Source organism: Streptomyces sp. sk2.1 (assembly GCF_008120935.1).
Taxonomy (GTDB): Bacteria; Actinomycetota; Actinomycetes; order Streptomycetales; family Streptomycetaceae; genus Streptomyces.
Genome location: NZ_RDBO01000069.1, coordinates 17240 through 37053, shown reverse-complemented (window position 1 = coordinate 37053; position 19814 = coordinate 17240). Strand labels below are relative to the sequence as shown.

General features: G+C 68.9%; 17 protein-coding genes and 4 pseudogenes. 15 read left to right on the top strand and 6 right to left on the bottom strand.

Annotated elements, in window-relative coordinates; all coding sequences use genetic code 11:
* Positions 1 to 196: transposase (locus EAO76_RS24490; protein ID WP_316248369.1), on the bottom strand; the 196-nt coding region annotated here is incomplete at its 3' end.
* A gap of 101 nt (positions 197 to 297) precedes the next feature.
* Between EAO76_RS24490 and EAO76_RS24485 the strand changes: the two are divergent.
* Together EAO76_RS24485 and EAO76_RS24480 are read left to right on the top strand one after the other, a co-directional pair.
* A pseudogene (locus tag EAO76_RS24485) lies at positions 298 to 426 on the top strand (IS110 family transposase); the annotation flags it as partial.
* Between the two features lie 432 nt (positions 427 to 858).
* Positions 859 to 1221 (top strand): hypothetical protein, encoded by a 363-nt coding sequence (locus EAO76_RS24480; RefSeq protein WP_093812950.1) that lies wholly within the window; start codon positions 859 to 861, stop codon positions 1219 to 1221.
* A gap of 7 nt (positions 1222 to 1228) precedes the next feature.
* Here the strand turns inward: EAO76_RS24480 and EAO76_RS24475 are convergent, their stop codons facing one another.
* Positions 1229 to 2980 (bottom strand): hypothetical protein, encoded by a 1752-nt coding sequence (locus tag EAO76_RS24475; RefSeq protein WP_148838090.1) that lies wholly within the window; start codon positions 2978 to 2980, stop codon positions 1229 to 1231.
* 311 nt (positions 2981 to 3291) lie between these two features.
* Between EAO76_RS24475 and EAO76_RS24465 the strand changes: the two are divergent.
* The 3 genes and pseudogenes from EAO76_RS24465 to EAO76_RS24455 all read left to right on the top strand — a co-directional run bounded on the left by EAO76_RS24465 (position 3292) and on the right by EAO76_RS24455 (position 6136).
* Positions 3292 to 3885 (top strand): annotated as a pseudogene (locus tag EAO76_RS24465) (transposase family protein).
* A 131-nt stretch (positions 3886 to 4016) separates the two neighbouring features.
* Positions 4017 to 5492, top strand: a complete 1476-nt coding sequence (locus EAO76_RS24460; RefSeq protein ID WP_148838089.1) for an NF041680 family putative transposase — start codon at positions 4017 to 4019, stop codon at positions 5490 to 5492.
* Positions 5493 to 5587: 95 nt separating this feature from the next.
* Positions 5588 to 6136: a YrhB family protein gene (locus EAO76_RS24455; RefSeq protein ID WP_262375715.1), complete on the top strand. Its 549-nt coding sequence runs from the start codon at positions 5588 to 5590 to the stop codon at positions 6134 to 6136.
* Positions 6137 to 6156: 20 nt separating this feature from the next.
* On the opposite strand, the pseudogene EAO76_RS24450 reads toward EAO76_RS24455, so the two are convergent.
* Positions 6157 to 7584: pseudogene (locus EAO76_RS24450) on the bottom strand (NF041680 family putative transposase).
* 208 nt (positions 7585 to 7792) lie between these two features.
* Between EAO76_RS24450 and EAO76_RS46580 the strand changes: the two are divergent.
* Complete coding sequence (locus tag EAO76_RS46580) at positions 7793 to 8785, top strand: transposase (RefSeq protein WP_262375714.1); 993 nt, start codon at positions 7793 to 7795, stop codon at positions 8783 to 8785.
* A 58-nt stretch (positions 8786 to 8843) separates the two neighbouring features.
* Here EAO76_RS46580 and EAO76_RS24440 read toward each other — a convergent pair.
* Positions 8844 to 9206 (bottom strand): annotated as a pseudogene (locus tag EAO76_RS24440) (transposase); the annotation flags it as partial.
* A gap of 672 nt (positions 9207 to 9878) precedes the next feature.
* Between EAO76_RS24440 and EAO76_RS24435 the strand changes: the two are divergent.
* From EAO76_RS24435 to EAO76_RS24405, 7 genes are all read left to right on the top strand, one after another.
* Positions 9879 to 11120 (top strand): sensor histidine kinase, encoded by a 1242-nt coding sequence (locus tag EAO76_RS24435; protein ID WP_262375713.1) that lies wholly within the window; start codon positions 9879 to 9881, stop codon positions 11118 to 11120.
* The gene (locus EAO76_RS24430; RefSeq protein WP_148838088.1) at positions 11117 to 11818 is read left to right on the top strand and encodes a response regulator transcription factor; all 702 of its coding nucleotides are present in this window, start codon (positions 11117 to 11119) and stop codon (positions 11816 to 11818) included. Before EAO76_RS24435 ends, EAO76_RS24430 begins: the two co-directional genes overlap by 4 nt.
* Positions 11819 to 12043: 225 nt before the next feature.
* Positions 12044 to 12997, top strand: coding sequence for an ATP-binding cassette domain-containing protein (locus tag EAO76_RS24425; RefSeq protein WP_187438777.1), 954 nt, complete (start codon positions 12044 to 12046; stop codon positions 12995 to 12997).
* Positions 12994 to 14544 carry a hypothetical protein gene (locus tag EAO76_RS24420; RefSeq protein WP_148838087.1) on the top strand — a complete coding sequence of 517 codons (1551 nt, stop codon included), beginning with the start codon at positions 12994 to 12996 and terminating at the stop codon, positions 14542 to 14544. Before EAO76_RS24425 ends, EAO76_RS24420 begins: the two co-directional genes overlap by 4 nt.
* A complete protein-coding gene (locus tag EAO76_RS24415; protein WP_148838086.1) occupies positions 14541 to 15317 on the top strand; it encodes an ABC transporter permease in 777 nt (258 codons plus the stop codon). The genes EAO76_RS24420 and EAO76_RS24415 overlap by 4 nt, the downstream gene beginning before the upstream one ends.
* Before the next feature lie 79 nt (positions 15318 to 15396).
* Positions 15397 to 15990 (top strand): WYL domain-containing protein, encoded by a 594-nt coding sequence (locus EAO76_RS47720; RefSeq protein ID WP_389529663.1) that lies wholly within the window; start codon positions 15397 to 15399, stop codon positions 15988 to 15990.
* An 85-nt stretch (positions 15991 to 16075) separates the two neighbouring features.
* Positions 16076 to 16981 (top strand): nucleotidyltransferase domain-containing protein, encoded by a 906-nt coding sequence (locus tag EAO76_RS24405; protein ID WP_148838084.1) that lies wholly within the window; start codon positions 16076 to 16078, stop codon positions 16979 to 16981.
* Positions 16982 to 17057: 76 nt separating this feature from the next.
* Here the strand turns inward: EAO76_RS24405 and EAO76_RS24400 are convergent, their stop codons facing one another.
* Both EAO76_RS24400 and EAO76_RS24395 read right to left on the bottom strand, forming a co-directional pair.
* Positions 17058 to 17264, bottom strand: a complete 207-nt coding sequence (locus EAO76_RS24400) for a DUF397 domain-containing protein (RefSeq protein ID WP_148838083.1) — start codon at positions 17262 to 17264, stop codon at positions 17058 to 17060.
* Complete coding sequence (locus EAO76_RS24395; protein ID WP_148838096.1) at positions 17264 to 18088, bottom strand: helix-turn-helix transcriptional regulator; 825 nt, start codon at positions 18086 to 18088, stop codon at positions 17264 to 17266. The genes EAO76_RS24400 and EAO76_RS24395 overlap by 1 nt, the downstream gene beginning before the upstream one ends.
* A gap of 203 nt (positions 18089 to 18291) precedes the next feature.
* On the opposite strand from EAO76_RS24395, the gene EAO76_RS24390 reads away from it, so the two are divergent.
* Together EAO76_RS24390 and EAO76_RS24385 are read left to right on the top strand one after the other, a co-directional pair.
* The gene (locus tag EAO76_RS24390; RefSeq protein ID WP_148838082.1) at positions 18292 to 18780 is read left to right on the top strand and encodes an ATP-binding protein; all 489 of its coding nucleotides are present in this window, start codon (positions 18292 to 18294) and stop codon (positions 18778 to 18780) included.
* A 109-nt stretch (positions 18781 to 18889) separates the two neighbouring features.
* A partial coding sequence (locus EAO76_RS24385; RefSeq protein ID WP_262375712.1) for a TIGR02677 family protein occupies positions 18890 to 19814 on the top strand: 925 nt, incomplete at its 3' end.

Below are 19814 nucleotides of genomic sequence, written 5' to 3'. Positions count from 1 at the left end.
CGTGCGGCAGCAGGCGCCACTGGCAGCCCGTCCGGTTCCGGCAGAAGATCGCGTTCACGACTTCCCGCAGGTCGCAGGACCCGGGATCTCCGGTCGCCGACCCCGCCACCCGGTCCTGCTTCCAGGTCGTGATCATCGGCTCGATCAACGCCCACTGCTCGTCCGGCAAGTCGCTGAGGTACGGCTCTCTCTTCACGCCCCGCATCTCAACATGGACATGCCCATGAGGCGGTCCGGACCGCGATCAGTACCACGACCGAGCGATCACGAACCGAGGAAGATCGGACTTAACGCCCACTCAAGAAGCGCAGCGAGGGTTGCAAGCATGTCCAGGCCGTCATCGCCTTGGCCCGGCGCCGGGCCGGCGTGCTGTGGGCTCTCCTGCTCGACGACAGGCTGTTCACCCCCGTCGCGCAGGAGTCTTGACTTCGTCATTGAGACTCCTGGCGGACTGATGATCTTGGTCGTGAACCCGTCTACCAGGAGCTTTCTTCATACCCACCGCCGGGGCTGCCGATTCGACCACCCGTCAGGTTGGAAACGGCTGACCCTACGCAGACTTCCGGCGGTCACCTCCTGCACGGGGGCGACCGCCTTTGCCGCACTCAGGCTTCACGCCAGCGCCCGCGATGGAAGCAGCCATGACGGGCTCGCTGGTCACCTCACCGCCCGGGTCTTCGTCCAGCGGCCAGCTTCGAGAAGACTCACTCCCGCCGAGCGAAATCCATGGCTCCGCATGTGCGGATTGCCAGGAGCACCGCGCGCGGGGAAGCGCCGACGCGTGACGGGGCCCGAGAAGCGTGACGGAGTCAGGGAAGAGGGTGGCAGGTGATGTGGCCGCGTCAATAGAGTGACGGGATGGGACTCTTCAAGCGGAACAAGGCGACGTCCGGCCTGCTGCTCGTGTCCGACAGGGGCATCCAGCAGGTGAAGACCGCGTCGTACGGGATGGATCTCGTGCAGGAGGTCGCTCGTCTTCTCGGTTCGGAGCACATACGCTCCACCAAGCTCGGCGAGGAGCTCACCCTCTGGTACGCCGAGGACGGCCCGGGTCGTGCGCGTTCCGGCCCGCCCAACCCCGTGGCCAGCCGGCTCGCGGCCGAGCACGGCGCGGCGCCCGTCACCGGTCCGGCGGTCGTCGCCGGTCCGCTGCTGTACGGCAGCCCGTACCCGCTGGGCGCCGAGGAGATCACGCAGGTCTCGGGGCGCCTGCACGGATAGCCGCGGCTCAGCCGGCCATGGCCGCCACGATGCGGGGCAGGAGAACGGCGTTGGCGCTGCCGAGGGACACCCTCACCGCCTGCTGCCTGCCCCGCTCATGGATCCACACCAGGCCGTCCGCGACCTTGACGTCCGTGAGCGAACCCCAATCGGCCTCCATGACCCCGCGCAGCGTGAGCCCGCCGCGGTGCACGCGCATCTCGCCGATGGTGAACGACCCGCCGCGCCGGATCAGGTCGAGACGCTGCGCGAGCAGCCGGGGCTCGAGGACGCGCTGTGCGAACTCGACCAGGGCCAGCCACGCTTCGGGGGCCTCGGCCCGCTTTCCGCCCTTGCTCCAGGTCAGATTCTCCAGGCTCTTCGGTGAGTTCCCGTATCTGCCCACGCCGAACGTGTACGTATTGGTGTACATGGAGGGGAACAGGAAGCCCTGGTGTTTGGTCCGCGAGACGGGATACCGGACCCACTCGATCTCCTCCCAGGTCAGCGAGTCACCGCCGTACGTGATCCGCTGCTGGTCGGCGACCACGTGTGTCGTCCAGCCGACCAGACTGTCCACGAAGGGGCGCTCGGGGGCCTCCTGGCGCGGGGATGCCGTGCGACGGTCGTTCGCCCCGGCATAGGCCCGCAGCCACGCCGGTACCCCGGCCCGCGGGTAGGCGGCAAGGTCGTTGCGGTAGTGCCTGGGGGCGAGCAACTGCCCGTCGGGGAGCCGCTCGTCACCGTAGTCGTACTGGGTGGAGACCTGGGCCTGGCCGCCGGGCCCCTTGGTGACGGCGACCATCAGACGCAGCCACGGTCCGGCCGGCATGGCGGCCGCGAGGTGGCGCTGGCGGCGTACGAGGAGGGCTATTTGCTCCGGCACCCGTGCCTCTATGGGCCGTTCGTGCTGCCAGAAGCACAGATCGGCCGTCTCGGCGGAGACGGCGCAGGAGAATGCCGCCACCATGCGTTCCCACCGCTGTGGTCCGCACAGCGCCAGCTGGCGGGCGATCTCGTCGGTCAGCGCGGTCACGCGGGCCGCCGTCATGTCCTCGGGCGGGGTGCCGACGACGGTGAAGTCGGTGATCGCGCCCGGCTGCCCGGACCGGGCGTCGAGGCGCTCGAACTCCGCCTTGAGGTCGTTCATGAACGCCTCCTCGGCGGGCGTACGCCGTACGAAGGCCTCCTCCGCGGTGAACAGGGCGTCGGCCTGTCCGGGCGGGATCGCGGAGGTGACCTCCTTGATGCGCCCCGTGTCGCCGACCATGAACACCGAACGGCCGACGGGCATGTCGAGGAAGGCCATGGGATCGCTGTCGTCGACGTCGACGGGCGCGTAAACGCTCCAGCCCGCGGCGAACCGATCCGCGACCAGGCCCTGGGGCGGGTAGTCCAGGCCTCCGGTGGCGATGTGCTCCTGGACCAGGGCGATGGCGCGCCGTTCGTCGATGCGTCCGACGGCACCCGGCTGCGGGGCCCTGCCCAGCGGATGGTTCGGGTCCGCCCCGTCCGGGCCCGGGTAGTGGTGGATGAGCTCGAACCACAGGCGCATCTCGTCGGTGGTCACCGCGTCGGTTCCGGGGCTCACAGCGTCCCACGTGCCTCCGGGGTCGCGGGCGTAGAGCCCGACGGACTCCCCCTGGGAGACGGTCACGTAGTCGCAGGCATGGAGATCTCCGTACGCGGCGACCACGGTGAGCGATGGCGCGGCGGGGCGCTCCTCGCGGGCGATCTCCCTGCCGTCCATGCGCGTCGCGGCCAGTACATGGCGGGGCATCAGCACCACTCCCTTGCAGACACGGGGCACGACCGTAGCCCAAGGCGACCATCATGGTGAAGAAGGGGCCCGTTTCGGGGCCGCCGCCTCAAGCGGAAGCGCCGCCACGACACCGCTCACGCCAAGATCCGCTGCCTCGGCGAGCAGGTCATGGCCACCCTCAGGGGGTGGCGCCTCCTGCGAAGCTCCGCCGCAGCACCAACCGCATCACCGACGTCGTCAGGGCTGTCCCCGTCCCTCACCACGCATCAGCGTGAGGTTGGAAAACGCTCACTGTGTCGGAGCCGTCATGGATAGTGCCATTCACAGGAATGAGCCCGCGCTGTTTCAGCAAGTTGGTATCCGCGTTGCAGCGTGAGGGTGTCGACGAGATCCGGCGGGGACGCCCCTGGAGCCTGCCACTGTCGGATCGCATTCTGCTGGTGGCGACGTACTGGCGCACGAATCTGACGACGCGACAGCTCGCCCCGCTCTTCGGTATCTCCAAGTCCGCAGTCGGCCGCATCATCGACCATCTCGGCCCGCTGCTGGGCCTGCGACCCCGACGCCGCTTCGCCAAGGACACCGTCCTGATCGTCGACGGCACCCTCGTGCCCACGCGCGACCACACGGTGGCTTAGCAGTCGAAAAACTACCGGTACTCCACCAACCACCAGATCGTCATCGACGGCGGCTACCCGGGCACCGGGCTCGTGATGCCCCACCGACGCCGGAAAGGCGAAGACCTGCCCGAGTGGAAGCAGGCGCACAGCAAGTCCCACAAGCAAGTACGCGCCCGCGTCGAGCACGTCTTCGCAAGGATGAAGGCCTGGAAGATCCTGCGTGACTGCCGTCTCAAAGGCGACGGCATTCACCACGCCATGAGTGGTATCGCGCGACTGCACAACCTGAACATCACTGGATAGGGGAGCGAGCCGTCAGCGCAACGGTGTTCGCCCCCCTCAGCTTGTTCTTTTTCTTCCGGTCTCGAACGGTGTCTCGTACTGAGTCGCTCACCTGGGGATTCGTCGGACGTGGGGGCGGCCTTCGTCTGATCATGTGCTCCGACCAAGGTGCACTGACCAAGACGAAGGCCGTGAGGGTGAGTCTGCTGCCTGATGTCGTGCGGAGGGAAGCGTCACGCTTCCGGGGCGAGTTCTACGAGTGTCTGACCGCCCGGCGCGACGAGTTGTTCGAGCTGGCGGACGCGGTGCTGTGTGCGGACGGTGCGGTGAAGTCCCCGGTGGACCTGACGCTGCTGCCCGAGCACCGTCGTGGACACGGAGCGATGTACGGCGGGCTGAACCATGGCCGGATCGACACTGATCGGCTGCGGACAGTGCTCGCAGGGCTGTTGCTGCCGCGTTTCGACGGCGGGCGCCTGGTCCTGGCCGTCGACGTGTCGCCCTGGCTTCGCTCGGACGCGCCGTGCTCGGCGGAGCGGCTCTTCTGTCACGTCTACGGCCGGGCGAAGAGGGCCTCGCAGTTCATCCCGGGCTGGCCCTGCTCCTTCGTGGCCGCGCTGGAGCCGGGCGCCACGTCCTGGACCGCGATCCTGGACGCGGTCCGGCTCGGCCCGGCGGACGACGCGACCGCGGTCACCGCCGCCCAGCTGCGGGGTGTCGTCGAGCGGCTCATCGCCGTGGGGCAGTGGCAGGCCGGGGATCCACATATCGTGATCGTCAGCGACGCCGGCTATGACGTCACCCGTCTGGCCCGGGTCCTGCGTGACCTGCCCGTSGAACTGATCGGCCGAGTCCGCTCCGACCGTGTCATGCGCCTGCCGAAGCCGCCCCGGCGGCCGGGGACGAACGGCCGGCCGCCCAGGCACGGACCGGAGTTCCGCTTCACCAAACCGGAGACCTGGCCCGAACCCGCGATCACCACGGTCACCGACACCACCAACTACGGCAAGGCCGGGACAAGGGCATGGGACCGGGTCCATCCCCGGCTCACCCACCGTTCCTCCTGGCTCGACCACGACGGCGAACTGCCCTTGGTCGAAGGCACGTTGATCCGGCTGAAGGTCGAGCATCTGTCGAATGACCGGGACGCTCCGCCGGTGTGGCTGTGGTCCTCGAAGACCGGTTCCACACCGGACGATGTGGACCGMRTCTGGCAGGCGTTTCTCCGCCGCTTCGATCTGGAGCACACCTTCCGCTTCGCGAAGCAGACCCTTGGCTGGACCACCCCGAAACTCCGTACCCCCGAGGCGGCGGACCGCTGGACCTGGATCCTGATCGTCGCTCACACCCAGCTCCGGCTCGCCCGCCCTCTCGCCACAGACCTCCGCCGGCCCTGGGAGAAGCCCACCGCCTCCGGCCGGCTCACCCCCGCCCGAGGCCGCCGAGGGTTCAGGAACATCCGCGCTCACCTCGCCTGCCAGGCCCGCGTTCCCAAACCCCGCGGCGCCGGCCCCGGACGACCACCCGGCGCCAAGAACAGACACCGGGCACCCCGCTACGACGTCGGCAAAACCGTCAAACGCCCCGAGACTCTCAAGGCCATCGGCAAGCCCGGAAGATCTTGGTAGATAAAGAACAAGCTCAGACCGCGTTTGAGATCTCGATCTGGGCGATGTACGACTGGTCCGGTCGGGATCGAGGCCTGGTTGCGCCATGGTGAAAGATGAGGGACGTGGTCATCAAGGAACGCGCCGTGGAGCTGGTCGAGGCCCTGCTGTCGAGAGAGCGGCAGGAGTCACCATGGATGGCACAGCTGCCCGAGCTCGCTGTCCTCGACGTGGAGGAACACGCCTTCGGGTGGCTGGTCTTCTGGCAGTCGGTGGAGTACACCCGCAGCCGCGATACCGGGAAGATGTTGGTGGGCCATGGGCCCTATCTGGTGGATCGACAAGACGGGAGCATCCACCACATCCCTGTCACTACCTTCGTCGGCGAAGGCTGGGAGGAGCTCTACCTTCAGCAGGTCAGAGGTGTCCGACCTCCCGATCCGCTGATCACGGATGTCCTGGCACTCGTGCACTCTGACGGGACGGTGGCCGCGATACGCCACCTACGGAAGCAGGCTCCGTTGTTGGGACCACAGCAGGCGAAGGCTTATGTCACGGCTGTCCGGGACGGGAACGAACCCTCAGAGGAACTGGTGAGACTCACCCGGAAGCCGGAGATGTGCCCTCCGTTGCCCATCAGTACGCTGGCGGGCCCGGCTCGGTAGCGACCCGCTAAGCTTGGCGTTTATACAGCTCTGCTGTTTGTGATGGCTGCCACGAGGTTTGGTTTGTCCTGTTTCCCGACGGGGTGCTCGCGTGCGCGGTGCTTGTTCTTCATCCCAATTGGCCGGCCGCGGCCTGCGGTGCTGGGTTTCGGTACGCTGGCCGGCTGAGGCGTTTTCCCGTGGAGGCGGCGAAATCCTCGACGGACGCGTGCGCGGGCGTGAGGCGCCCTTGGCGGGCGGGCCGCTCCCAGGGATTGCGGAGTCTTCTGCGAGGGGCCGGGCAAGGCGGAGTTGGGTGTGGGCTGCAATGACGAGCCAAGTCCAGCGGTCGGCGGCGGCCGGCTCGCGGAGTTTGGGAGCGGTCCACCCCAACGTCTGCTTGAACATCCTGAAGGTGTGCTCAAGGTCGAATCTGCGCAGGAATGCCTGCCAGAGCCGGTCCACATCCCCAGCAGTCGCGGCGGTGGTCGACCACCACAGCCAGACCGGCCTGGGGCTGCGGTCTCCACGGAGGTGGTCGACCTGAAGACGGATGACGGCGCCTTCGATGACCGGCAGGTCTCCTTCGGGGTGGTTGGCCCAGGCCGAGCGCCGGACCAGTAGTGGGTGCAGTCGATCCCAGGCGGTGGCGACGACCTTCCCGTAGTGGGTGGTGTCGGTCACCGTGGTGACCGACGGGATCGGCTGAGTGGCCGCAACCTCGAACGCGAACTCCGCCCCGCGCTTGGGCTTGCGCCCGCATTTGCCCGGCGGCTGTGGCGGGGGCGGGAAGTACAGGACGCGGTCCGAACGCATCCGGCCCAGCAGTTCCACGGGCAGGTCCGCGAGCAGGAAAGCCAGACGGGTCACGTCATAGCCGGCATCGACGACGACCAGGATGGGCGGGTCACCGATCTGCCACTGCCCTGTCGCATACAGCCGCTGGAACACGTCCCGGACCTGGGCTGCGGTGACGGCGATCGCGTCGTCCCACGGACACAGCCGGACCACGTCCAGCATGGCAGTCCACGACGTCCGCCCCGGTTCCAGAGCGGCAATGAAGGAGTAGGGCCACCCGGGGATCATCTGGGCCGAGCCCCTGCCCCGACCGTATGTATGGCAAAACAGCCGATCCGGGCTGGTATTCGCATCAGGCCGCAACCAGTTGCCGACATCGACCGCCAGGACCAACCGCCCCTCCGCCGTCCGGGGAAGCGGCAGACCCGCCAGCGCCCGGCGCAGCCGTGCCACATCCAGATGCCCAAGGTTCAGCCCGCCGTACAACGCACCATGCCCACGCTGATGCTCAGCGCCAGGGACAGCTCGACCAACGTCCTCACTGGGGCGTCCGCACATAGCAAGGCGTCACTCAGCTCGAACAAGGCGTCGGGCCTCTTGGTCGGGCAGGCATAGAACTCCCTCCGGAAGCCCGACAGTTCGGCAAACGCATCCCGCTGCAGCAGACTCATTGTTCCGGCCTTCGTGCTGGTCAAGTGCCTCTGTGACGGAGCACAGGATCAGGCGAAGGCCGCTCTCGCGTCAGGCACTCAGCCGAAAGCGACACCAAGTTCGACGCTACGTTCGACCGCGGACGATAAACGCCAAGCTAACGAGCTGGTGCGTGATAGCGGGTGATGTGTTCTTGCTGGTGGGTGGCATGATCTGGATGTGGCGATCATGCTCAGTCGGACGGTTCTCGCGCATCAGGTGTTCACAGGGGTCTCCCGGGGTCATCTCGCCTGCCTGGTTGAGGAGTTGGCTGATCCGTGGCAGGCCGTGGTCGAGGGGCGTCGTCACGGAGCTCGCGGCGGGGCCAGGAAGCGCGAGGCAGGAGCCGGTGCCCCGCATCGGCTGGTGTTCGTCGACCGGCTCGTGGCCACACTGATTCACCCGCGGCACGATCTGCCGCATGCGGCGTTGGGGCTGTTGTTCGGCGTTGACCGCTCCACCATCACCCGTGCGATCGCCGAGATACGAGGGCTGCTGGCCGAGCGGGGATGCGCGGTCCCCGACCGGCCCGGTCTGCGGCTGCGGACCCTGGCGGATGTGTTCGCATACGCCCGGGCCGAGGGCATCGAGCTGCGGCTGGACGCCACCGAGGTCCAGGTCCGCCGGCCCCCGGCCGGCCGCGGCGGGCGCCGTGCGTTCGTCCCGGGCAAGAAGAAACAGAACACGATGAAGGCCACCGTCGTCGCCGACCATCAGGGCCGCACGCTCTGGACCGGTGCCACACCGGACGATGTGGACCGTTTCTGGCAGGCGTTCCTCCGCCGCTTCGATCTGGAGCACACCCTCCGCTTCGCGAAGCAGACCCTCGGCTGGACCACCCCGAAACTCCGTACCCCCGAGGCGGCGGACCGCTGGACCTGGATCCTGATCGTCGCTCACACCCAACTCCGGCTCGCCCGCCCTCTCGCCACAGACCTCCGCCGGCCCCGGGAGAAGCCCACCGCCTCCAGCCGGCTCACCCCAGCCCGGGTCCGCCGGGGATTCAGGAACATCCGCGCTCACCTCGCCTGCCCGGCCCGCGTTCCCAAACCCCGCGGCGCCGGCCCCGGACGACCACCCGGCGCCAAGAACAGACACCGGGCACCCCGCTACGACGTCGGCAAGACCGCCAAACGCCCCGAAACCCTCAAGGCCATCGGCAAGCCCGGAAGATCTTGGTAGATAAAGAACAAGCTAAGGCTCGCAGAGAATCACCATGTTGATTCCCGGCAAGCCCTAAGTGATCTGAGTCGGAGATCTGTCGGCAGTAGGCAGCGACTTTGTCGAGGATCTCGTCGGCTGTCTTTGTCCAGACGAAGGGCCTGGGGTGCTCGTTCCAGTCGGCGAGCCAGGTCCGGATGTCACGTTCGAGGGCCTGGACGGAGCGGTGGGCACCGTGTTTGAGCTTCTTCTGCGTGAGCTCGGCGAACCACCACTCGACCAGGTTCAGCCAGGACGCACTGGTCGGCGTGAAGCGCAGGTGGAAGCGTGGGTGCGCCAGCAGCCACTTCTTGATGCCGGGCGTCTTGTGGGTCGCGTAGTTGTCCAGGGTCAGATGAACCTGGAGACCGGCCTGAACCACCTTGTCCAGCTTGGCCAGGAACTTCTGGTCTGATCGAAGTCCTTGATCAGCTTGTCCAGGTTGTCGCGGTCGCTTTACCGTCTCACAGTTCTCCTCAGGTCGATGTCAGCGTCAGCCATGACCTGAGGATGACATCTCAACTGCTCGGTGTCGGCCGCTCCTGCTGGTTTCCCCTGGTGCTTCCACGTCGACGGGCTGAGAGGGAGCCGTGTGCGACCGTACCTGCTCCGTCCCAGGCGGATGCATTCCGGGCCATGAAGCTCATTTGACACTCGTGGAGCCTTCATGAAGGGAGGCGAGCCGGAAAACCACTTCTGAAATGGGGATTTGTGGGCCCCATTCAGGCTGACATCTTTCCGATGACGCACCACGTGGAGTGCGTGGCGATTCTGGAGCTGGTCAAGTAGGGGCGTCGGCCTGTGGGTTGTGGGAGCGCGGGATGTGTGGCGCGGGCGTTTTGGGTGATGTCCCAACGCTGGGGTGACGCTCGTTCCGGTGGGGCGGCGGTTCGTCCTCACGGGTGGCGGCGGGTCAACTGCCTTGTGCAGATGCCCTGTTCCACCAACGTCCGGCCTCGTCGTGCGCAACTCCCCTCCCTCGTGCGAGCGATGCCCCTGTCCCTCGCGCGAGGGAGTAGCTGATCACTTTTCGGGGGCACGGCCGCGCACCGGGCCGACTGCCATAATGACCGGCGTGAACCGTGCGACTGGTTGGCGTGACAGCTGGACCGGAATGCTGAGGCGGGCGTCGGTCCTCCCGCGCGACGCCCTGTTCATCTCGACCCTGTGCGTGCTCGCGATCGCCGAATCGCTCGGCGAGCTGGTGGCCGTCCGCGGGTCGATTCCCCGGATGTTCGCGGCCGCCTCGCAGGACACGTCCGGGAGCGGAAGCGTCGGTGGTTTCCAACTCGCCATGCTCGTAGGGCTGTTGTGTTTGTGCACCGCGCTGCCACTGGCTCTTCTGCGGCCCGTCCTCGCCGGGTTCACGGTGACCGCGGCGAGCTTCGGCTCGCTCGTCGGCTTCCACACGCTGACACTGGCGGGCTTCACCGCCCAGCTGATCGCCCAGTACCGGCTCGGCCGCTGCAGAAACGTCCTTGCGGCGATGCTCCTCACCACACCGTTCGTCGCACTGGCCGTCGTCGGATCCACGGACACCGACTACCGGGTGCGCACGGTGCTCCTTGCCTCGCTGGCCCCGATGGCCGCCTTCGCCGGTCTCGCCCATCGCGCGAGACAGGACGACCGGGAACACGACGCCACGCGCGAAGTCATGGCCGGCAGCCAATGGGAGAACGCCGCCCACGAGGAGCGCGCCCGTATCGTCCGCGAACTGCACGACGTCGTCGGCCATCATGTCTCCATGATCGCGGTGCAGGCCGAGACCGCCCGCGTGACCACCCCCGGCATGCCCGCCGCAGGCGGTGAGCGATTGCTCGGCATCGGCGACACCGCCCGCGCGGCCCTCACGGAAATGCGCCGCCTGCTCGGCGTGCTGCGCGACGACGAGCCCGCCACCGGCGGCGGGCGGAGGCCGCAACCCGACCTCACCCGGCTCGACGCCCTGCTCGACGAGGCCCGCAGAGCCTCCACCGCCACGATCCGGCTCGTCCTCAGCGGTGACCCGCGCCCCATGGGCCCGGGAATCGAGCTGGCCGCCTACCGCATCGTCCAGGAGTCCCTCACCAACGCCCGCAAACACGCCATGGGCGCACCGGTCGACGTGGAACTGCGCTACGCCCACGACGCCCTTCACGTCAGCATCCGTGACAACGGCCCCGGAGCGCCGCCCGCGAAGCCGGGCGGCGGCTACGGTCTGCTCGGCATGCGGGAACGGGTCGCCGCCGTCGGCGGGCGGATCGACACGGGTCCGGTGGACTCCGGTGGATTCATCGTCGAAGCCAGTTTCCCCGCCAAGTCAGAACGGATCACATGACCTTCCCGCCGACACCGATCCGCGTCGTCGTCGCGGACGACCACCTGGTCGTCCGCACCGGATTCGCCGCACTCCTCGACTCCCAGCCGGAATTCACCATCGTCGAGACCGTCACCAACGGCGTCGACGCGGTCCGTGTCTGCCGTGAGGTGTCCCCGGACGTCGTCCTCATGGACATCCGCATGCCCGAGATGGACGGCATAGAGGCCACCCGGCAACTCCTCGGCGGCGCGCCCGACGGAGCGAAGGCGCCACGCGTCCTCATCCTGACGACGTTCGACCTGGACGAGTACGTCTACGACGCCCTGCGCGCCGGAGCCAGCGGCTTCCTGCTCAAGGACGCCACCGCCGAGCGGCTCTTCGACGCCGTGCGCGTCGTCGCCGCCGGAGAGGCACTGCTCGCCCCCGGGGTCACCCGTCGGCTGATCAGTGAGTTCGCGCGAATGCCCGCCAGGAGCCCGGCCCAGCCGTCGCCGGACCTCAAGACGCTCACGGCACGGGAGACCGAGGTACTGCTGCTCGTCGCCGACGGCATGTCCAACGGGGAGATCGCGGCCCGCCTCCTCGTCACGGAGGAGACGGTGAAGTCGCACGTCAGCCGCACACTGACCAAACTGGGCCTGCGGGACCGCACCCAGGCCGTGATCGCGGCGTACGAAACGGGACTCGTCGTCCCGGGATTCCGCAGAACCGATTAGGGACTTTCGTCCGGAGCGGCCCGGCACGACCCACACGCGGGAGCCCGGGGAACCCCGGGCCCCGGGCCCGATCCGCACGGCCGATCCTGGGGGCTCATCCTCAGGAGCGGACCGTCCTCCCTCCCACGGGGGAGGGCGGTTTGCCGCGCGTCCCCCGGACGAGCGCCGTGGAACTTCGCTCCTTGCCGTGACGAGTCCTGCCCCCCGTTTCCCTAGCCTTCCCCCATGGCTAAGACGATCGATGGTTCGCAATCCGTGATCGAGGTCAGGGATGTCCACAAGCGCTTCGGCAGCACTCAGGCGCTGGACGGAATGTCGTTCTCCGTCAGGCCGGGGCAGATCACCGGCTTCGTCGGTCCGAACGGCGCCGGGAAGTCCACGACGATGCGTGTCATCCTCGGCCTGGACAAGCCGGACAAGGGAAGTGCGCTGGTCGGCGGGCGCCCGTACCGGACGCTGCGCACTCCCCTCGAACACGTCGGCGCGCTGCTCGACGCAGCCGCCGTGCAGCCGAGCCGGACCGCCCGCCATCACCTGCTGTGGCTGGCCCACTCGCAGGGGTTCGGCACCGCCGCGGTGGACGACGCGATCCGCAGGGTCGGCCTCCAGGACGCGGCGGACCGGAAGGCCGGCGGCTTCTCCCTGGGGATGCGGCAACGGCTGGGCATCGCGGCCGCGTTGCTCGGCGACCCGCCGATGCTCATGCTGGACGAACCGTTCAACGGTCTGGACCCCGAGGGCTTCCGGTGGATGCGGGGCTTCCTGGCGTCGCTCGCCGAACAGGGCCGTGCCGTACTGGTGTCCAGCCACCTGATGAGCGAGCTTCAGGACTCCGCCGATCATGTGATCGTCGTCGGGCGCGGCAAGGTCGTCGCCGACATGAGCGTGCGTGACCTGCTCGGCTCGTTCTCCGAGGGGCGCGTCACCCTGCGCACGTCCGCGCGTGCGCAGGCGATGGAGGTGCTCGCGCGGGCCGGCGCGACGGTGAGTTCCACGGGTGGCGACACGATCGGCGTCATCGGCCTGGCAGCCGAGGACATTGTCTCCGTGCTCGGTGCGAACGCGGTGTCGTTCTCCGAAGTGTCCTCGCACCGCGCGTCCCTGGAAGAGGCGTACATGGAACTCACCCGGGGCTCCGTGCAGTACCGCGGGACCGTCACCGGGGAGGCCGGACGATGACCACGACCCTCTCGCCGCCGCCCGCCACCGGCCGGCCGGAACGGGGCGGCTTCGGACGCGTACTGCACGCGGAGTGGACGAAATTCCGGACCGTGCGCGGCTGGGTGCTCGGCACGGTCGGCGCGCTGGTGGTCACTTGCCTGGTCGGTCTGCTCGCGACGGCCCAGAGCAACGAAGGCGGCCTCAAGGCGTCGAAGCTGCCCGTCGGCCCCTCCGGCGAAGCGGTCAACGACGCCTTCTACTTTCTGCGTCAACCGCTGAAGGGCGACGGCAGCATCACGGTGTCCGTGTCCTCGCTGACCGGCCGGGTCGCGTCGACACCCACCGGGAACAGGCCCGGTCTCGCGCCCTGGGCCAAGGCCGGAATCATCGTGAAGGACTCCCTGGAGCCGGGGTCCTCGTACGCGGCGATGATGGTCACCGCCGCCCACGGTGTGCGGATGCAGTACGACTACACGCACGACACGGCGGGACTGCCCGGCGCGGTGTCGGCAAAGGCGCCGCGCTGGCTCCGGCTGGAGCGTTCCGGCGACACCGTGACCGGCTATCAGTCGACGGACGGCAGCACGTGGTCCGAGGCAGGCACGGCCCGCCTCTCCGGGCTCTCGGAGTCCCCGCAGGTCGGGCTGTTCGTGACGTCGCCGTCGGCCACGGTGGAGACCGGCACGGGAACAGGGTTCAACCCCGCCGTCGCCACCGGCACGTTCGGCGCCCCCGCCCTGAGCGGTGGGTGGAGCGGCAACGCCTGGCAGGACCGGCAGGTCGGCGGTGGCCCGGGTACGAGCGGCAGCTACAGCCAGTCGACGAAGGGCGAAGCGATCCGGTCCGGCACGGGGTACCGCATCACCGGGGCCGGCGACATCGCGCCGGTGGTCGGCGGACCCGCCGCCGGCGGCGTGCGCATCCTCTCGAACTTCCTCGTCGGTGCGTTCGCAGGACTGATCATGATGGTCGTCGTGGCCACGAGCTGCATGACCGTCGAGTACCGGCGAGGACTGATCGGTGTCACTTTCGCGGCCAGCCCGGGCAGAGGCCGCGTGCTGGTGTGCAAGGCCCTCGTGGTGGGCTGCGCCGCCTTCCTCGCCGGAACGCTCGCTGCCGCTGTCATGCTGCCCCTCGGCGCGGCGCGGTCGCTCGCGAACGGCTTCCCGGTTCTGACAGTGCCGCCATCAACCGAACTGAGGGCCGTCGTGGGGACGGGGCTGCTGCTCGCGGCTGCCGGCGTGTTCGCCCTGGCGCTCGGCGCGATCCTGCGGCGCAGCGCCGTGACCATCACCGCGGTGGTCGTCGGCATGGTGCTGCCCTACCTGCTCGCCACCGCATCCGTCCTGCCTCCCGCGGCCTCGGACTGGCTCCTGAAGGTCACACCGGCCGCCGGGTTCGCCATCCAGCAGACCGTCACCCACTACGACCAGGTCGTCACCGTCTACTCGCCGGCGCACGGCTACTTCCCGCTGGCGCCGTGGGAGGGCCTCGCCGTCCTGTGCGCCTACGCGGCGACCGCCTTCGCCGGTGCCCTGGTCCTGATCCGCCGGAGAGACGCATGAGGTACGCGGGACGCGCGGAGTGGACGAAGCTGCGGACGGACCCGAGCAACCGCTGGCTGCTGCTCGGCGTCGTGGTCCTGACCCTGGCGGTCGGCACGGCGGTGGCCATGACCTCCCAGTGCGACTCCCCGGGCTGCGGGGAGGACCCCACGAGGCTCAGTCTCACCGGTGTCATGGTCGGCCAGGTCGTCGTCGCGATCGTCGCGGTGCTGATGGCCGGCAACGAGTACGGCACCGGCATGATGCGGACCACGGTCGCCGCGGTACCGCGCAGGACGACCGTCCTCTTCTCGAAGGCGGTCGTCCTCACCGCGGTGATCCTGGTGGCGGGTGCCATCGGTGTCCTCGGATCGCTGCTGATCGGCGGCACGGTGCAGCCGGGCCGGGGCTTCACCGAGGCGCACGGGTACGAGGCGATGCCGTCGGCCGACCCGGAGACACTGCGCGCCGCCGTGGGATCCGTCCTCTACCTCGCCCTGGTCGGGCTGCTCAGCCTCGGCATCGCCCTGATCGTTCGGAGCTCGGCGACGGCGATCGGGATCGTTCTGGGGCTGCTCTTCCTCTTCCCGATCCTCGCCCAGGTGATCACGGACCCGGACTGGCAGCGACTCCTCCAGCAGATCGCCCCCATGACGGCCGGTCTCTCCGTCCAGACGACGATCGGCGTCGACCAGCTCCCGATCGGTCCCTGGGAAGGTCTCGGCGTGGCGGCCCTGTGGGCCGTCGGCGCACTGGCCCTCGGCGGCGCGACGCTGCACGCGCGAGACGTATGACCGAACCACGGGGCGACGGGGGAACCGTCCCCGGCCCGGCTGGTACCAGGACTCCGAGGAGACCCCTCGGCCGGACTCGGTGGCGAGCACGGTGCGGGGCCGGCAGCGCATGTGGATCCGGTACGAACGCTGGGCCACCCCGTACGGGGCGATCAGGACCGCCGACCCCTGCGGAGTGGTCCTCAAGGCCGGTCGCTGGTACCTGGTGGCCGGGTCCGTGCGCGGCGTGCGGACCTGCCGGGTGTCCCGGATCAGCGAGCGGTGCCGCGCCTGTCGGCCGAGGCGTTCGCGGGCATCGGGCAGGTACTCGAACCGGCGGCGGTCCGTGCCGCCACGGAGTCGGCGGAACCCGACGCGGACGGCTGGACGCAGGTGGTCGTCCCATCGGGTCCGCCGAACGGGCGCTCCCGGCACTGCTCTCGCTGGGCGCGGGGGCGGAGGTGGTGGGGCCGCCGCTGCGGGAGAAGAAGCGGAGCACGCCGGCCGAAATGCTTGCCCGGTACGAGGACGGATTCCCGGTGCAGCAATGAGGAAAGCCCCGCCCGGCCCTCTCCCCGGAGCGGTCGGGCTGTTTTCAGCGGATCGTTGTGACGAGGAATCTTCTTTTATTTCTTCAGCGGCGCTTCGGTTTCGGTGCAGAGGGTGCCTTCATACTCGACTGCCAATTGAATGACAGCCCGCAGGTGGCGTTCGAAGTGCCTGGAGCGGTGCTCGGTTTCCGAGGCGGGCGTGGGTAAGGTCCTGCCCACCACGACGGGATGACGTCGGTCTCGGTGGGCGTCGTGTGTGCCACGGAAAACGCGAAGAGAGGCGTCGAGTTGAATTCTTCATATGTGATCGACCGCGACCGGGAACCGTGGATTCTCGTGCGGCGTTTCACGAATCGACTGGTCGAAGTCCTGGGGGACGCTCTCCGTGATGTCGTGGTGGTGGGGTCCGCGTCCCTCGGTGACTGGCAGGCGAACAGCGACATCGACCTCGTCTGCGTGGTGGAGAGGGAATTGGATTCGCGTGCACGGGATGCCGTCGCGCCGCTGCACGAGAAATCCCGGTACGAGTACGGTCACACGATCGACGCGATGTATGTGACCAGGGACGGTCTGGCCAAGGGGCCCGACGGCCTGCGGTCCGTCGTGGCGTCGGTCGCCGGGACTCTGTATCCCGGGTCGACGGACGGTCCGATGAACTGGGCCACCTGGCTCAACATCATCCAGTCCGGTGTCCGGGTTCCCCTCGCCGAGGACGGGGCGATGGCGGTGGTGGACCCGAGGAACGCCGGGGTGCCGATCGAGGGGGAGGTCGCGCGTGACGGGGCGGTCGGGTTCTCCCGGGCCAATCTCGATCAGTACTGGCGCAACAGGATCACCCTGTCCGAACAGATTCATCTGGCCGACGGGGCGACCCACCCGGTGTCCGCGTTCGAGGTCGAATGGATGTCCCTGGGACCGGCCCGCCTGCTGGCGACGGTTCTCACCGGGCGCATCGTCTCGAAGTCGGAGGGCGGCGAGCTGGCCGCCGACAGGCACCCGGAGTTCGGGGGCCACCTCTCGCGGGTGCTCGACGCCCGCAGGGCGGTGGACACCACGACGGTGTGGGGGCGTGAGGATCTGGAGCGTTCGCTCGACCTCGCCCGCCTCTGTGTGCGGCTCGGCGCGGGGGAATGAGGACGATCTCGCGCCGTTGCCCCGCGCCCGGTGCGGAACCGGGTGCGGGGCAACGGTGGGGTGGTGCGGCAGTGTGTCAGTGGTGATCGGCGGCGTACGACACGAAGGCGGCCCACTGCCGGGCGGCGAAGGCGAGTCGGGGGCCCCGGGTGTGCTTCGAGTCGCGTACGTGGACGGTCCCGGGGGCGAGGGCGACCTCCACACACTCCGGGCCGTCATTCGTGCTGTAGCTGCTCTTGAACCACTCCAGCACGGAACCGTTCCCCGGCGAGGGGTTGGTCATCATGTCTCTCCCAGCGCTTTCTCGATGTGGGCCAGCGACTCACGGGGTGTGAGGGCCTGGGCCCGGATGATGCCATGGCGGATCTCGTGGATCTGGACTTCCTGGGGATGGGAGATCAGTCGACTGGTGAGCTGAACCTCGTTGTGTCCCACGGTGTCTCCGCCCTTGAGCCGGAGCAACTGGAGCGACCCCGCGAGACCGGCGTGGTCCTCGCAGTCCGTGGGCATCACCTGGATCTCCACGTTCCGCCGATGGCCGACCTCCAACAGGTGTTCGAGCTGCTTCCGCATCACCATTCTGCCCCCGATCGGGCGCCGCAACGTCACCTCTTCCTGGATGAAGGCGAAGACGGGGGCGGGCTGCCGATCGAAGATCCCCTGACGCGCCAGTCGTGCGGCGACAAGCCGTTCCACCTCCTCCTCGGAGAACGCCGGACGCCGCATCCCGTACAGAGCCCTCGCGTAGTCAGGGGTCTGGAGCAGGCCGTGGACGACGGAGTTGGCATAGGTGCAGATCTCGACCGCTTTCGCCTCCAGCTTCGCCAGATCTCTTACCTTCTTCGGGAACCTGGCCTCCTCCGCCTCCTTCCTCAGCCCGACGATCAACCCACCGGCCTCCAGCACCTCGTCGGCCTTCTCCAGGAACGTCGCGCTCGGTGCGCGCCGTCCCCGTTCCACCGAGGAGACCTGCTCCTCGCTGTAGCCGATGGCCGTGCCCAACTCGGCCTGGGTGAGCCCTTTCCGTTCGCGGCACGCCTTCACGACCCGGCCGATCGTCCGCAGTACGGCCGCCGACTCCTCGTCGTCTCCGTCGTACGGCTCCATCCCGTCGCCACCGCCCTGCGTTCCCTGCCCCGTCACACCCACGTTCGCGCACCTCCACGTCCGTTCCGTCCGTGCCCAACTGCTCGTCGGCGCCCCGCGTAACGCCGCACCGCCCGGACAGGCCCGGACGGCATCCGGACAGTGACGTCGCGTACCGACGTCGTCACTGGTCGGCGTAGAGGTGGTCGACCACGCTGAGTGACATGAATCGTGATACCGGCCACTCGGCGGCACCTCACTCGGCACTTCGTCCGGGGCTCGCCCAACACTCCGCCGCCACCGGCCACTTCGTCATCCGGCTCTCGGCCACCCCGCGCGGTGCCCGTCTCGCCCGGCGTCTCGCGGCCGAGGAGCTCCACCGCTGGGGCCGGCCGTACGACAGCGAAGCCAACCGGACGGTGACGCTGCTCGTGGCCGAACTCGCCACGAACGCGGTGCGGCACGGCCGGGTGCGGGGGCGTGACTTCAGGCTGCGGCTCACCCTCCGCCCCGACGGGACCTCGCTCCGCATCGAGGTCACGGACGCGAGGCCCGAGCGCCGTCCGCCTTCCCCCGGTGCGATCCCGTCGCCGTCCGCCGACCTCGACACCGGCCGGGGGCTCCTCCTCGTCGAAGCCCTGTCCGCCCGCTGGGGAACCATCTGCGGCGACCCGTGCACCAAGACCGTCTGGTGCGAGGTCGCCCTGCCTTGACCATCACTCGATCGGTACGGCGGAATCACGGTCGGTAGGGTGGGGAGGTCGGGAAGGGCGGAACGATCCGGAACGACTCGGAACGATCCGGGACGACGCGAGTGCGAGGGTGGGGGCGACGAACCGCATGGTCATGCTGGAGGACGGGGACCGGGGGAGCGCGCAGGACCGGCAGCCGGTCCACGAACGGAACCGGGAGGCGGCGGTCCGGGGCCCCGTTCCGTCCTCCGCCGACTACAGTCCCTTCGCCCACCTCACCGTCCCCAACGCTCCCCTCTACCGACAGGTGATGCGCACCTTCCTCGCCGCCAAGGAACGGTTCGCCGTGCACCTGCGGCCGGAGGACGTGTACGCCGCCCTGGAGGCGGGGAGCCGGCCCTCCGATGTCGAGGCGGTGACGAAGGCGCTGGACAGCCTCGTCGGCTGGGGGAACCTGCGTGCCGACCCGGACCACGCGCGGGTGACGGCGGTCGAGGACTTCTACCGCAGACGGTTCATCTACCAGCTCACACGGGCCGGTGAGGCGGCCGAGGCGGCACTGGGGGCGTACGACGAGGTGCTGGGGCGGCGCGGGGAGCTCCAGGCGGTCGCGCTGCACGACATCGTCACGCAGCTGCGGGCGCTGCTGGTGATCGCGGCACAGGACGAGCCGGACCCGGCGAAGGCGTACGTCGCCCTGTCCGTGCTGACCGCGCGTTTCACCGACCTCGCCGACAACGCCCGTGCCTTCATGGGGTCGCTCCAGCGCACCATCGATCTGCACGACATCGAGGTCGAGGCGTTCCTCGCGTACAAGGACCGGCTGATCCAGTACCTGGAACGGTTCATCCAGGACCTGATCACCCTCGGCGGGCGGATCGCCCTGCTGATCGGGGAGCTGGAGGACCAGGGGCGGGTGGGGCCGCTGTTGCGGATCGCGGCCGCCCGGGAGGCCGTCGACGCCTCCCCCGACGACGCCGAGCACGCGGAGGCGGTGGCGTACGAGCGGTGGGCGGACCGGTGGTCCGGGCTCGCGCAGTGGTTCGTCTCGGGGG

Excerpts from the sequence above, each read along its gene's own strand:
- EAO76_RS24480 (WP_093812950.1), top strand. The coding sequence starts at position 859 with ATGGGACTCTTCAAGCGGAACAAGGCGACGTCCGGCCTGCTGCTCGTG.
- EAO76_RS24475 (WP_148838090.1), bottom strand. The coding sequence starts at position 2,980 with ATGCCCCGCCATGTACTGGCCGCGACGCGCATGGACGGCAGGGAGATC.
- EAO76_RS24455 (WP_262375715.1), top strand. The coding sequence starts at position 5,588 with ATGAGGGACGTGGTCATCAAGGAACGCGCCGTGGAGCTGGTCGAGGCC.
- EAO76_RS46580 (WP_262375714.1), top strand. The coding sequence starts at position 7,793 with ATGCTCAGTCGGACGGTTCTCGCGCATCAGGTGTTCACAGGGGTCTCC.
- EAO76_RS24430 (WP_148838088.1), top strand. The coding sequence starts at position 11,117 with ATGACCTTCCCGCCGACACCGATCCGCGTCGTCGTCGCGGACGACCAC.
- EAO76_RS24425 (WP_187438777.1), top strand. The coding sequence starts at position 12,044 with ATGGCTAAGACGATCGATGGTTCGCAATCCGTGATCGAGGTCAGGGAT.
- EAO76_RS24420 (WP_148838087.1), top strand. The coding sequence starts at position 12,994 with ATGACCACGACCCTCTCGCCGCCGCCCGCCACCGGCCGGCCGGAACGG.
- EAO76_RS24415 (WP_148838086.1), top strand. The coding sequence starts at position 14,541 with ATGAGGTACGCGGGACGCGCGGAGTGGACGAAGCTGCGGACGGACCCG.
- EAO76_RS24405 (WP_148838084.1), top strand. The coding sequence starts at position 16,076 with ATGACGTCGGTCTCGGTGGGCGTCGTGTGTGCCACGGAAAACGCGAAG.
- EAO76_RS24400 (WP_148838083.1), bottom strand. The coding sequence starts at position 17,264 with ATGACCAACCCCTCGCCGGGGAACGGTTCCGTGCTGGAGTGGTTCAAG.
- EAO76_RS24395 (WP_148838096.1), bottom strand. The coding sequence starts at position 18,088 with ATGGAGCCGTACGACGGAGACGACGAGGAGTCGGCGGCCGTACTGCGG.
- EAO76_RS24390 (WP_148838082.1), top strand. The coding sequence starts at position 18,292 with ATGAATCGTGATACCGGCCACTCGGCGGCACCTCACTCGGCACTTCGT.